The 15,643-nt window shown below is 68.9% G+C and carries 1 protein-coding gene (cut by a window edge); it reads right to left on the bottom strand.

All coding sequences use genetic code 11. The annotated features are described in order from the left end of the window. Positions 1-13 precede the first annotated feature (13 nt). Positions 14-15,643: the 3' end of a non-ribosomal peptide synthase/polyketide synthase gene (locus WFK36_RS02090; protein WP_336789253.1), read on the bottom strand. Its footprint extends 24,249 nt past the window's final position; 15,630 of the gene's 39,879 nt are visible here — the last part of the coding sequence; its start codon lies off the right edge, out of view — the gene reads right to left on this strand; the stop codon is at positions 14-16.

The following is a 15,643-nucleotide window of genomic DNA, read 5'->3' as shown; positions in this document are numbered from 1 at the left end:
TGCTCTGTCTCCTTCACTTGTCGGTCTCGGTCGGTCGGTTGTCTGTCAGGCGGGGATCGATCATCGTGGCGAGGGTGACCTCCGGCCGCGCGCGCGACGGTGCTCCCGTCGACCAGTCGACGAGTTCGTCCGCCTCACCGTCGGCGAGGAGCGGCGCCGCGCCCACCGGGGCGTACGGCGACGCGGTCAACGCGTCGAGCAGCGCCACGAACCGTCGGGCGGTTGCCGTGACGGTGACCTCGTCGTACAGGTCGGTCGCGTAGACCAGGTTCAGCCGCCAGTCTCCTCCTGGTTCGGCTGCCACCGCGAACTGCAGGTCGAGTTGCGCGGCGACGGCGAGCGGTTCAAGAGGGGTCACCTCGATGTCGCCGCTGAACACGGGGCCGGTGGGGCCCGGTTGAACCATCGTCAGCATCACCTGGGCCAACGGCGAGAACGCCTGGGACCTCGTCGGGTTCACCCTCTCCACGACTGCCTCGAACGGCACGTCGGCGTGTGCGAACGCTTCCAGGTCGACGTCACGGACCTCGTCGAGCAGGTCGGCGAACGACATGCCCGGCTCGACTCCGGTGCGGAGCACCAGCGTCCCGGCGAACATGCCGACGAGATCGTCGAGCACCGATTGGCCGCGACCGGCGATCGGCGTGGCGACGGTGATGTCGTCGGTTGCCGACAACCTGGACATCAGCACTGCGAGCGCGGCGTGCACCACCATGAACGGGGTGACACCGTGATCGCGTGCGACGTCGGCGACCTTCGCACCGATGGGCGCGGAGATGTCGACGCTCACCATCTCCCCTCGCCCGGATGCCACCGCGGGCCGCGGGCGATCGGCGGGCAGGTCGATCACGTCGGGAACACCGGCGAGCCGGTCTGCCCACTGCTCGAGTTGACGGCCGATCACCGACCCCGTGTCGGACGGGTCGCCGAGTACCCGGTGCTGCCACATCGCGAAGTCGGCGAACTGGACGGGCAGGTCCGTGAACTGCGGCGTCTCACCTCGACTGCGCGAGAGGTACGCGGTCACCATGTCGGTGACCAGGGGCCGCATGGATTCACCGTCACCGAGGAGGTGATGCAGCACCGCGAGGAGGATCCACTCCCCGTTCGTGGACTGCAGGCGGACGCGGAACGGCACCGACCCGGACACGTCGAAACCGGTGGTGGCGGCCGCGAGGAGCTCCTCGTGGGTGTCGACGATCGCGATGTCGGGAACAGCGGCAGACGAATCGACCGGATGGATCCGTTGGTACGGTTCGCCCTCGTGTGCCGGGAACGACGTGCGGAGCACCTCGTGTCGCGCCACGACGTCGCCGATCGCGGTGCGCAATGCGTCGACGTCCAGGTCTCCTGTCAGTTTCAAGCCGATCGGGATGTTGTAGGTCGGCGCCTCGGGTTCGAGTTGACTGATGAACCAGATCCTCGACTGCGCGAACGACAGCGGAATCCGGTCGGGTCGGTCGACGATCGCGGTGACCGGGGCGAGTGCGGCGGCCCGATCGGCCACCGCGGCGGCGAGGTCGCGGGCCGACGGCGCCTCGAACACTTCGCGCACCGACACGTCCACGCCGAGTGCCTCCCCGACGCGGCCCGCCACGCGGGTCGCCGACAGGGAGTTGCCGCCGAGATCGAAGAACGATGCGGTGACACTCACGCCGTCGATCCCGAGCACGTCGGCGAACACCGCGGCGATCGCTGCTTCCGTGTCGTTCGCCGCGGCGACGGACTCCTCGACGACGACTTCCGGCTCGGGCAGAGCGCGCTTGTCCAGCTTGCCGACCGGAGTGAGGGGCAGCTCGTCGAGCAGCGTGATCGTCGACGGCACCATGTAGGCGGGCAGTCGGGTCGCGAGGTGGTCTCGCAGGTCGGCGACGGTGACGTCAGTGGAGGCCACGACATAGCCCGCCAACGCCGTCGCGACCGAACCGCCCGTGCTGACGACGATCGCCGTCTCGACCGACGGATGCGACGCCAGGACCGCTTCGATCTCGCCGAGTTCGATACGCAGACCACGCAGTTTGACCTGATCGTCGCTGCGACCCGAGTACTCGACCACGAGGGCGCCCGCACGATCGACGACCCACCGGACCACGTCACCGGTGCGGTACATGCGGTCGCCGGGCTCGCCGAACGGGTTCGCGACGAACCGTTCGGCGGTGAGGCCCGGGCGATCGAGGTAACCGCGCGACAGCGCACATCCGGCGACATACAGTTCGCCCGACACGCCGACGGGCGCCGGACGCAGGTTGGCGTCCAGCACCAGCAGGCCGACACCGCCGATCGGAGGTCCGAGGCGCACCGGCCGGCCCGCGGCCATCGGCTCGCTGATCGTGATGCCGATCGTGGTCTCGGTGGGTCCGTACAGGTTGCGGATCTCGGTGTGCGCCGACCACTGTTCGACGACGCCGTCCGGGACCGCTTCCCCACCGGCCGCGAGCGACACCAGATCGGGCAGCGTCGACGCGTCGACGGTCGACAGGACCGTCGGTGTGAGGAACGTGTGCGTGATCTTCTGCGCCGCCATGAACTCGCCGAGTGCGGGACCGCCGACGGCGTCTGCGGGGCGGTACACGAGGGTGCCGCCGTTCCGCACCGCGAGGAGGTACTCGAGGACGGACGCATCGAAACTCGGTGATGCGAAGCCGAGCACCACCGGTGCATCGCCTGCGCGCAGGCGGACCGACTCCTGGGCGCCGAAGTTCGCGAGACCGGAGTGCGTCACCGACACGCCCTTGGGCCTGCCGGTGGAGCCGGAGGTGTAGATGACGTACGCGGTGTTCGCGGTCCGGACCGGTCGCAGCAGTTCACTCGAGTCGATCGGGTCTCCGCCGAGCTCCGTGAGGTCGAAGCCCGACAGGTCGAACCAGTCGAAGCCCGTCGACGGCAACTGCCCCGACGCCGGTGTCCGCAGACCGAACGTGGCGCCGGAGTCCTCGACCATCGCGCGGACGCGGTCGGCCGGATAGTCCGGGTCGATGGGCACGTACCCGCCGCCGGTCTTCGCGACCGCCCATACCGCGGTGAACAGTTCAACGGACCGCGGAATGGCCAGTGCGATCAGCGTCTCCGCGCCCGCACCCTGACTGATCAGCGCTCGGGCCAGCCGGTTCGAGCGTTTGTCGAGTTGAGCGTAGGTGAGCGATCCGCCGTCGGCGTCCGTCACCGCGACCCGGTCCGGATGGGCTGCGGCCGCCCCGGAGAACATGTCGGCCAACAGGACCGGCTCGGTGCCGTCGCCTCCGCCGACCGGCGTGAGACCTGCGGCCTGCTCGTCGGTCAGCAAGCTGATCGATGATGTCAGCGCCTGCGGTTCGGCGACCATCGACGTGAGGATCCGAACGAACGCGGCCGACAGCATCGCCGCCTGCTCGTCGTCGAACGCCGACGGCAGGTACTTGAGCTTCAGCGCGAGCAGATCGCCGGACATCATCGTCGCGAGGTTCAGCGGGTAGTGCGTCGCATCGGTCGCATCGACGCCGAGGATCTCGAGTCCCCCGGTCATCGATGCGTCCGCGGTCGACAGCGACTCGTTGTCCACCGGGTACGACTCGTGGACGGTGAGCGTGTTGAACAGCGTCGGCATGCCGGTGAGCGCCGTGATCTGCGGGAGGCCGAGGTGCTGGTAGTCGAGCACCGACACCTTCGCCTGCTGGAGTCGCCCGAGCACCTGGGCGACGCTCGCGTGCGGATCCACGTCGACCACGGCCGGCAGCGTGTTGATGAACAGGCCGACGACCGACTCGACGCCGTCGAGGTCCGCCGGACGACCCGACACCGTCTCGCCGAAGGCGACGACACGGTTGCCGGTGAGCCGCGACAGCAGAACGGCCCAGGCCGCCTGCAGCACCGTCGACAAGGTGACGCCCTGAGCGCGCGCCAAGTGTTCAACCGCCTTGGTCGCCTCGGCGTCGAGGGTGGCGGTGAGGTCGCGAGGCATCGCGTCCGACGACGCTTCGGCCCCGACCGCGACGAGGGTCGCGTCGTCGAGCGGTGCGACGACCTGCGCCCACGCCGCGAGTCCGGCTTCCTCGTCGGTGTCCGCGATGTACCGGAGGTAGTCGCCGAAGCCGGTCCGCTGACCATCCGACGGGGTTCCGGCCGCTGCAGTGAACGGCGATCCGGTCACGTACAACGCGAGGACGTCGGCGAGGACCAGGGGGCCGGACCAGCCGTCGAGCAGGATGTGATGGTTCGTGACGACCAAGCTGTAGCTTCCCGCCTGACGGACCACGACGAACCGGATGAGCGGCGGCGTCTCGAGATCGAACGGGAGCAGACGCTGTCTGCGCGCGATGTCCTTCACGCGCTCGGCTGCGGCCTCGGCCGACTTCTCGTCGAGGTCGATCACCGACCACGGCAGGTCCACGTGACAGGGGACGACGGCGACGGTCTCCCCCGACTCGGTCCGAACGTATCCCGTCCGCAGCACCTGGTGGTGAGCGAGCAGGTCGGTCGCAGCACGTCGCAGCTTCTCGACGTCCAAGCTTCCGCCCAGCGTCAGGACCGCCTGCGTCACGTAGACATCGACCTGCGAAGAGGTGAGCTCGGACTGGAATGCGAGACCACGTTGCAGCGGCGTCAGCGGCCACACGGCCGCCCCGGGGAACCGGAGGTCGAGAGTGTCGAGGTCCGCCTGTGTCACGGCTACGCCGGGAACGTCCGACGGCGACAGTCCGGGACCGGACTCTGCGGCGTCGACGACTGCGGCGAGCTCGTGCTCCCAGCGTCGAGCGAGATCGGCGACGGCATCGGCGTCGAGCAGAGCCGACGGGAACGAGAAGTTCGCCGAGAGCACTCGCTGATTCCCGCTCGGATCCGAGACCACCGCGGTCCCGACGTTCACACTGAGTGCGTTCAGGACGGGCATGGTCCCGGTCGCGGACGGCGGGAACGACGGCGCGTCGACTGCTCCCGAGAACGCCAGCGGTTCGGGTGTCTCGTCAGACGACGATCCGGCGCGGCCTGCGCCGAAGAAGTTGAACCCGATGCTCGGCAACGGCCGCGCGCCCAGTTCAGAGCCCTCGGTGTAGCGCAGCAGACCGAATCCGACTCCGGCGTCCGGCTGTCCGAGACGTTCCTCCTTCGCCGCCTTCACCGCGTGCGCCGCATCGGCGCCGGGATCGACCGAGATCGGCGCGATCGTGGTGAACCAGCCGGCGGTTCGCGTCAGGTCGGCGCGGTGCGGATCACTGCTGCCTGCGACGATCGCCTCGTCGCGTCCGTGAGTCTCGACGAGGAACCCGACGGGCGCGTCGTCGACGATGCCGCGGTCGGCCTGCCACGACCGGACCGCGCGGGCCAGTGCACCGAGCATCGCGTCGTTGGCGCTGCCCTGGGCGCCGGGAGTCCCGAAGGCCTCGGGAACAGTGGTCAGCAGCGCTTCGGTGAGGGCCGGCGACACCCGGTGGATCACCGACTGCTCGGTGCCCATCGTGTCGCGTTCTGGGTCGAGGACGCCGCCGAGATCGGTGGCGGTCTCCGGGAGTCGGTCGAGCCAGTAGTCGGCCTCGACGAGCCGTTCGGTCTTCTGTGCGGCGATCGCACCGAACCACGCACGGCCCGACGTCACCTCTGGACGCAGCGCGATCGGAACGCCGGATGCCCGCTGCGCCCAGGCGGTCACGAAGTCTTCGATCAGAATCGGCCACGAGACGGCGTCGACGCCGAGATGGTGGATCACCACGACCACTCGACCGTCGCCGGTCGGGTCCATCACGGCGATCGCCGACACGAGCGATCCGCTCGTCGGGTCGAGTCGCCGCGACGCCGCGGCGAACGCATCGTGCAGAGCACTGGTGTACTCGTCCGATCCGACAGCGTGGTCGACGGAGACGAGGTCGGTGAAGGCCGCACCCGCTCCCGCGGTGAGCGTCCACGCCGGGGTGAGGCGCGCCGCCAGCATCGGGTGCGCGGCCACGACCGCGTCGACGACCTCGGCGAGACCGTCGCGGTCCAGACCCTTCGGTGCGGTCAACGTGGCCGATTGCGAGAGGTCGGCGTACGCGGAGACCGCGCTCGACGTGCCGCCCGTGAGCTCGATCATCCACGAGACGACAGACGGGATCGCCGAGTCGCCCGCACCGCCACCCGGCAGTTCCGCGAGCACAGGCAGCCGCGCGGAGTCGTCGGCGACGGCTGTCGCCATCGCCCGGACGGTGCGGTTCTCGAAGATCTCACGCGGCGACAGCTCCAGGCCCGCACCGCGTGCTGCCGACGCCAGCTGGATCGACATGATCGAGTCGCCGCCGAGTGCGAAGAAGCTCTCAGTGACGCTTACCCGCTCCAGCCCGAGCACACCGGCGACGATCGACGCCAGCGTCTCTTCGATCGTGGTCGCGGGTGGCACGTAATCGGAGACCGTGGTCGTGAAGTCGGGCTCGGGCAGCGCCTTGCGGTCGAGCTTGCCCGCCGAGCCGAGAACGACGTCGTCGATGAGCGACCACACCGACGGACGCATGTATTCCGGCAGTGCCGCGTCGACGACGTCGCGGACGGCGTCGAGGTCGACCGTCGACGGAGACAGGTACCCGACGAGATGCTCACCGCCGCCCGGCGCGGTGGCGACAGTCGCGGCTGCGTGAACCACTCCTGGTGCACTCGCCAGCACGGACTCGATCTCCCCCAGCTCGATGCGCTGACCGCGCAGCTTCACCTGGAAGTCGGTACGGCCGAGGTATTCGATGTTCCCGTCGAGGCCTCGCCGCACGAGGTCGCCGGTGCGGTAGAGGCGAGAGCCCGGCGCTCCGGACGGATCGGCGACGAAGCGTTCCGCGGTCAGGCCGGCCTGCGCCGCGTAGCCGCGCGCCACCTGAACGCCGCCGAGGTACAGCTCGCCGGGCACACCCACGGGTACCTGCTGCAGGCGGGAGTCGAGGATCACCATCGACGTGTTCCACACGGGTCGACCGATCGTCACCAGCGCAGGGACATCGGACACGTCGGCCCAGCCGACCTCGACGGCCGCTTCGGTGGGGCCGAACAGGTTGTGGATCTGCACGTGCGGCCACACGGCGTTGGTCGCGGCGACCGTCGCGGGCGGAAGTGCCTCGCCAGACGCGAACACCCATGTCAGCGACGTGAGACGGGACAGTCGCTCGGAGTCGACGACGTCGAGGAACACCGACAGCATCGACGGGACGAAGTGCACCGACGTCGCGGCCGTCTCCTCGATGAGGTCGGCGATGTACTCGGGGTCGGTGTGACCGCCCGGCTTCGCGATGACCACGGTGGCCCCGGTCAGGAGCGGTCCGAACAGTTCCGGCACCGACACGTCGAAGGTGTACGGCGTCTTCTGGATCACCCGGTCGCCGCCCGAGGTGTCGGACGGGCCGGCCCATGGGAACGCGTCGAGGCCCCACCACAGACGGTTGAGAACGGCGCGGTGCGACACGGTCACGCCCTTCGGCCGTCCTGTCGAACCGGACGTGAAGAGGGTGTACGCGGCGTCGTCTGCGGCGCACGACTCGGTGATCGGACCCGGATCAGCGGGAACAGGGCCGGAGGCATCGACGGAGATCACGGGCACGCCCGCCAGACCAGCGACCGGTGCGGGCGCCTCTCCCGTCGAGGTGAGGACAAGCGCGGCGCCTGCAGTCGACATCATGTACTCGACCCGATCGGCGGGGGCTGCCGTGTCGATGGGCACGTACTGTCCGCCCGCGGCGATCACCGCGTGGACGGCGACGACCATCTCGATCGACCGCGGCAGGCACACGCCCACGGCGACGTCGGGGCCGACTCCGGCCGTGGTCAGTTCCCGCGCCAGGGTGTTCACGCGGGCGCCGAGCTCCCCGTACGAGACCTCACGTCCGTCGAAGGCGAGCGCGACGGCGTCCGGTGTCGCCGCGATCTGCGCGGCGACGGCGTCGCCGATCGTCGCGAACGCCGGGACCTCGACGATCTCACCCCACGACGCGTCGGCGATGGCGCGCTGCTCATCGAGCGGGATCAGCGGGGCGTCGCCGATCGGCGACTCCGGGTCGGCCGTCAGTTCCGTGAGCAGTGCGACGAATCGGGTCGCGAACTCCTCGACCGTCGACGCGTCGAACAGATCGGTGGCATATGTGAACGACGCCGCCCAGTCCTCGCCGTCTTCGGCGACGGCCAGATTCACGGCGAGGTCGAGTTTCGCCGGCGGGACGATGTCTTCGACCGGCGCGATGCTCAGTCCGCCGAGGGCGCCGTCGGTGTCGTCGAACGACGGACCGCTGCCCTGGGCGAACGTCAGCATAACCTGCGCGAGCGGCGCGAACGCCTCACTGCGCACCGGATCGACCGCTTCGACGATCGTCTCGAACGGGACGTCGGCGTTTCCGAAGGCGTCGAGGTCACCGACGCGGACCTGGTCGAGCAGCTCGCTGAATGACTGTCGTTGGTCGACCACCGATCGCAGTACGAGGGTGTTCACGAACATGCCCACGAGCGGGTCGAGCGCCGCGTGCCCGCGGCCGGCGACAGGTGTCGACACCGCGATGTCCTCGGTGTCGGTCATCCGGGCGAGGAAAGCGGCGAGAGCCGAGTGCACCACCATGAAGGCGGTGGCCCCGGTGGTCGCGGACAGGTCGAACACTCGGTCGGCGACCTCGGCCGGCACGGTGAACTCGACGCTGCCGCCCTGTTCCGACGCCACCGCCGGACGCGGACGGTCGGACGGTAGTTCGAGCACGTCCGGCAGCCCGGCGAGACGCTCAGTCCAGTACGCGAGCTGACGGCCGAGCACCGAGTCCGCGTCGGCGGTGGAGCCGAGGACTTCACGCTGCCAGATCGCGTAGTCGGCGAACTGCACCTGCAACGGCGCGAATTCGGGGGCACGGCCGCCCACCCGTGCGAGGTAGGCGATCACGGCATCGGTGATCAACGGCGCCATCGACTCGCCGTCGGCCGCGATGTGGTGGGCGACCACTGCGAGGACGTGCTCGTTCTCCGCAGCCGCCCAGATCCGTGCCCTCAGCGGCAGGTCGACAGACACGTCGAATCCCGTCGAGACAGCCGCCTCGATGCCGTCACGACTGTCGACGACGGCCCAGTCGAGACCCGCACCGGCGGGGTGAATCTGCTGGTACGGCACACCGTCGAGGGCCGGGAAGGTAGTCCGCAACACCTCGTGACGATCGACGACGTCGGTGAACGCCGCGTGCAGTGCATCGACGTCGAGTGGTCCGGACAGTCGGAGGGCGATCGGAACGTTGTACGTCGGCAGGCTCGGGTCGAACTGGTTGATGAACCACATGCGCTGCTGCGCGTACGACAGGGGTACCTGTTCCGGTCGCGGGTCGACGACTGTCACCGGCGGCAATGCGGAACCGTGACCTGCGACGGCTGCGGCGAGTTCACGAGCGCTCGGTGCGTCGAACACGTCGCGGATCGACACCTCGACGTCGAGTGCGTCGGAGACGCGGGCCGCGACTCGCGTGGCCGACAGCGAGTTGCCGCCGAGGTCGAAGAAGCTCTCCGTGACCGACACCTGGTCGGTGCCGAGGAGGTCGGCGTACACGGCGGCGACCGCCCGTTCGGCGTCGGTCGCGGGTGCTACGTAGACGGCCGCCTCGATCACCGGCGCGGGCAGCGCCCGCTTGTCGAGCTTTCCGACCGGCGTCAACGGCAGTGCGTCGAGGACCGTGATCGATGCGGGCACCATGTGCGACGGGAGTCGTTCGGACAGGAAGTCCTTCAGCTCCGCGACATCAATCGTCTCGACTGCACTCGACGTTCGGGGGACGACGTACCCGGCGAGTGCGGTCGCGACCGAGCCTCCTACTCCGACGACTACTGCGGAGTCGACGGCCTGATGCGAGGCCATGACGGCCTCGATCTCGCCGAGCTCGATGCGCAGACCGCGCAGCTTCACCTGGTCGTCGCTGCGGCCCGAGTACTCGATGACCATCTGGCCGGTGTCACCCTTGCGCCACCGGACCACGTCGCCCGTGCGGTACATCCGGTCGCCGGGAACGCCGTAGGGGTTGGCGACGAACCGGACCGCGGTGAGGCCCGGATGGTCCAGGTAGCCGCGTGACACCGCGTTGCCGACCACGTACAGCTCGCCGGGTACCCCGACCGGGACCGGCTTGAGGCGGTTGTCGAGGATCAGCAGACCCACACCGTTGATCGGGCCGCCGAGGTAGACCGGAGTGCCCGGCTGCATCGGTTCGCTGATGGTGACACCGATGGTGGTCTCGGTGGGCCCGTACAGATTCTGGATCCGGCGCATCTGCGACCATTCGTCGCGCAGCGCCGCCGGGACGGCTTCACCGCCGGCGTACACCACGCGCAGCGCGGGCAGACCCGCCGATTCCAGTGTCGAGAGGACCGTCGGGGTCAGGAACGTGTGTGTGACGGCCTGCCTCATCATGAAGTCCTGCAGGACCGGTCCGCCGACGGCGTCGTCGGGCCGATAGATCAGGACGCCTCCGGAGACGGTGGCGAGCAGGTACTCGAGGACTGACGCGTCGAAGCTCGGCGACGCGAAGCCGAGGACTCGTGCGTATTCGTCGGCGCTCGAGCGGCGACGCTCCTCTTCCGCGAAGTTCGCCAGGCCCGCGTGGGTCACGGCGACGCCCTTCGGGCGGCCGGTGGATCCCGATGTGTAGATCACGTAGGCGGTGTTGTGAATCCGAACCGGCGCGATGGTCTCCGCGTCGGTGATCGATGCCGTGGACGCGCTGTCGATCGCGTCCGCGACCTCGGTGGAGTCGAGGCGCAGCCAGTCGAAGCCCGGGTCCGGAAGGTCACCGGACGCGGCGACTGCGAGCCCGAGCATCGCGCCGGAATCCTCGATCATCGCCTGCACACGATCGGCCGGATAGGTCGGATCGACGGGTACGTAACCGCCGCCGGTCTTGGCGACCGCCCAGATGGCGGTCAGCAGGTCGACGGACCGCGAGATGGCGAGTGCCACGAGCGATTCGGTGCCGACGCCCTTGCCGATCAGCCATCGCGCGAGCTGGTTCGATCGTGCATCGAGATCGGAGTAGGTGAGCACCGTCCCCGTCGCGTCCACGACGGCCTGTCGCGACGCGAACTCGGCTGCTGCACGCGCGAACATGTCGCGGAGCAGAACCGGCTCGGTGGAGAGGCCGCTGACGACCATCGGCCCCTTGACGCCGTTAGGGGCACCGGGTGCGCCGTCGAGCGGATCGGTCACCCGGTACTCGCGACCCGGGGTCGCCGTGACCGGCGTGACGGCGGACGGCACGGCACCGTGGTCGAGTTCCACCAGTGGCAGATCGCCGACCGGAAGACTCGGGTCGGCCAGTGCCGCGTCGAGGATGCCCACCAGGTAGTCGGCGAACTGCTGAACGGTCGACGCGTCGTACAGGTCGGTGGCATAGCGCATGGCGCCCTGCCATCCCTCACCGTCGGCGCCCTGTGCAATCGACACCAGGAGGTCGACGCGGGCCGGGTTCACCCCGGTGTCGACCGGTTCGACGGCGAGGCCGCCGATCTCACCGGCTGCGAGGTTCGCTCCCGCCATCTCCGGCAGGGTGGACTGGTCGAAGGTGAGCCACACCTGGCTGAACGCCGCGAAGGCGTCCGACCGCGCGGGGTTCACTGCGTCGACGATCGTCTCGAACGGGACGTCGGCGTTCGCGAACGCGTCCAGGTCGGCGTTCTTCGCCGCCGAAAGCAACTCGGCGAAGCTGCCGTTGCCTTCGACGAGTGTGCGCAGCACCAAGGTGTTGACGAACATGCCGATCAACGGGTCGAGTTCGGCGTGGCCGCGACCGGCGATCGGTGTCCCGATCGCGATGTCGTCCTGCGCGGTCAGCCGGGCGACCATCGCAGCGAGGGCGGCGTGCACCACCATGAACGGGGTCGCCCCGTGCTCGTGGGCACGTTCAGCGATCCTCGCGGCGACATCCGCCGGGATCTCGAATCGGACGTTGTCGCCGCGGCGGCTCGCCACCGCCGGACGTGGCCGGTCCGCGGGCAGCTCCACCAGGTCGGGCAGGCCCGCGAGGCGTCCCTGCCAGTGTGCGAGCTGCTGCCCGGCGACCGAGTTCGGATCGTCGGGTGAGCCGAGCTGATCCTGTTGCCAGAGCGCGTAATCCGCGTACTGGACGGCCAACGGAGCGAACTGCGGTTCGGCGTCCTCGACGCGCGCCAGGTAGGCGGTCACGAGGTCGGTGATCATCGGGGTCATCGACTCGCCGTCGGAGGCGATGTGGTGAGTGATCAGTGCGAGCACGTGCTCATCCGGAGCGATCTCCGACACCCTCACGCGAATCGGGAACTGGCGTGTCACGTCGAAACCGGTGGCCGCCGCCTCTTCGATCTCGGCGAGCGAGTCGACGATGCCCCAGTCCAGGCGGGCGGCCACTGCGGACGCCCGAGCGATCTTCTGTCGCGGTTCGCCGTCGACTGCCGGGAAGGTGGTCCGCAACGGCTCGTGCCGCGCCACCAGGTCGAGGACCGCGACGTGCAGGGTGTCCGGGTCGAACTCCCCGCGCACGCGCAGCACGGACGGCAGGTTGTAGGCAGGCGAGTCGGTGTCGAGCTGGTTGATGAACCACATCCGTCGCTGTGCGAACGACAGCGGGATCAAGTCGGGTCGCGGGTCCACCGCGACGATCGGCGCCAGCGCAGCCGACTTGCCGCCCGACGCGGCCACCAGTTCACGCACCGACGGGGCGTCGAACAGATCACGCACCGACAGTTCCACGCCGAGCGCCGCACCGGCCCGCGCCACCAGGCGCATCGCCGACAGCGAGTTGCCTCCGACGTCGAAGAAGTCGTCCGTCACCGACACCTTGTCCACACCGAGGACATCGGCGAACGCCTGCGCGACCGCGGCCTCCACGTCCGATGCTGGAGCGACATACTCGGTGTCCAGCGACCCGAACTCGGGTGCAGGCAGCGCCTTCCGATCGATTTTGCCCGCCGTGTTCAGCGTGATGTCGTCGAGCACCATCCACACTGTCGGCACCATGTACGCGGGCAGTGCCTTCGCCGCCGCAGCCTTGGCACCATCGACGTCCACATGCTGTCCCTGAGCACCCGCGACGTAAGCGACGAGATGCTCACCGCCACCCGGAGCCGCCGCGACCGTCACAGCCGCGTGCACCACTCCCGGCGCACCGGCCACCACGGCTTCGATCTCCCCAAGCTCGATGCGCTGACCCCGCAGCTTAACCTGGAAGTCCGTACGGCCCAGGTACTCGAGCCCACCGTCTGCCAACCGGCGCACGAGGTCGCCTGTGCGGTACAGGCGTGCACCCGGCTCACCGAACGGATCGGCGACAAAACGCTCCGCAGTCAACGCACCGCGCGCAGCGTACCCGCGGGCCAACTGAACGCCTCCGAGATACAACTCTCCCGGAACACCTGTCGGCACCCGCCGCAGACGCGAGTCCAGCACGACGGCCGACGAGTTCCACATCGGGACACCGATCGGGACCGTCGGGTCGTCCGCCGAGATCGCACCGATCTTCTCGTACGTGATCTCCACGGCTGCCTCGGTCGGCCCGTACAGGTTGTAGAAGTCGATGTCCGGCCAGATCTCGCGGACCTGCGCCGCCATCGACGGGGGAAGCGCCTCACCCGTGCAGGAGACGATCCGCACCGAATCCAACTCTCGAATCCGGTCGGCTCCGACAACCTCGAGGAACACCGACAGCATCGACGGAACAAAATGCACCATCGTCGCCCGCGTGCGAGCGATCTCCGACGCCACGTACTGCGGTTCCAGATGGCCCCCGGCCTTCAACACCACCAGCGTCGAGCCGGCGATCAACGGCGCGAACAGCTCCGGAACCGAACAGTCGAACGTGTACGGCGTCTTCTGCAGAATCCGATCGGTCTCGTCGATCGGCAGCTCGTCGAGTCCCCACCACAGGCGGTTCAACACCGCCTCGTGCGACAAGGTCACACCCTTCGGCATACCCGTCGAACCCGACGTGAACAACGTGTACGCAGCGGAATCACCACCGACCGATCGATAGACCGGTGGCGTCGACGCATCCACCGGCCCCGAAGCGTCCACCCGCACCAGCCGCACGCCACTCGACGCCGCGGCGAACACGACGTCCGACACGTCGGCCGGATCGGCGACGAGCAGCAGCTTGGCGTCGGCGGTGGTCAGCATGTACTCGGCACGATCACCCGGCACCGCCGTGTCGATCGGCACGTACTGGCCGCCCGCCGCGAGGATCGCGTGAATGGCGACCATCATCTCCACCGAACGCGGAATGCACAGTGCAACCGCCACATCCGGCCCGACACCTGCCGCGACAAGCTCAGCCGCCAAAGAGTTCACACGGTCGCCGAACTCTCGGTATGTCACCTCACGGTCTCCGAACACGAGTGCCGTGGCGTCCGGGGTCTGCGCGACCTGCGCTGCAACCGCCTCCGGAATCGACGCAATCGCGGGCAGTCCCCTCTCGGGACCCCACTCCCGTGCCGCCTCCGCAGCCAGATCCGCATCGGTCAGCAGCGACACGTCGCCCACGGCCGCGGCCGGTGCGGCGGTCAAGCCGTCGAGTGCGGCGACGAAGCGCCGATTGAACTGCTCGACCGTGGAAGTGTCGAACAGGTCCGTCGCAAAGGTGATCGATCCGGCCCAGTCACCGCCGTCGCGAGGCGAGACCGTGATGTACAGGTCGACCTGCGCCGGCAGGTGCTCGGTCTCGACCGGTTCGATGTCCAGGCCCGCGACCGACAGATCCACATCGGTGACGGATGCTCCCGGAGCGAACGACAGGATCACCTGTGCGAGCGGCGCGAACGCCTCGCTCCGGACCGGGTCGACCGCGTCGACGACCGATTCGAACGGGACGTCGGAGTGGGCGAATGCGTCGAGGTCGGACGCCCGAACCTGATCGACGAGTTCGTCGAACGACATCGCGGGGTCGACTGTCGCACGCAACACGAGAGTGTTGATGAACATCCCGACGAGCGCGTCGAGTTCACGCTGACCGCGTCCGGCGACGGGTGTCGCGACGGCGATGTCGTCGGTCGCCGACAGCCGCGCCAGAACTACCGCCAACGCTGCGTGCAGGACCATGAACGGCGTCGCACCGCGAGCCTTCGCCACTGCTTCCAGTCGCTCACCGATCGCCGCGGGGATCTCGAATCGAAGGTTGCGCCCGTCGTGGGTCGCGATCTGCGGCCGGGCCCTATCTGTCGGCAGGTCGAGCACGTCGGGCAGGCCGGCCAGTCGATCACGCCAGTAGTCGAGTTGACGGTAGACCACCGAGTCGCCGTCCTCGGGTGATCCGAGGACGGCGTGCTGCCACAGGGCGACGTCGGCGTACTGGACGGGCAGCGGCGCGAATGCCGGAGCCTCGTCGTCGACCCGTGCCAAGTACGCGGTCAACAGGTCGCTGACGAGCGGCAGCTGCGACTCGCCGTCAGACGCGATGTGATGGGTGATGACGGCGAGAACGAACTCGGTCGACGAGATCTCCCACACCCGGACACGGACCGGCCACTGTGCGACGAGGTCGAAGCCCTCCATCGCCGCCGTCTGGATCTCGGCCTGCGAATCTACGATCGCCCAGTCCAAACGCGCGGCGATCGCCGACTTGCGCGCGATGTCCTGACGTGGCACTCCGTCGACATCGGGGAAGGTCGTGCGGAGCACCTCGTGTCGGCCGACGACGTCGATCACCGCTGCGTACAGCGCGTCCACGTCCAGTGCTCCGCGAAT

The organism is Gordonia malaquae (assembly GCF_037148075.1).
In the GTDB taxonomy this organism is placed as follows: Bacteria; Actinomycetota; Actinomycetes; order Mycobacteriales; family Mycobacteriaceae; genus Gordonia; species Gordonia malaquae.
Note: the sequence above shows the minus strand (reverse complement) of the source record. Positions and strands in the feature narration are given on the sequence as shown.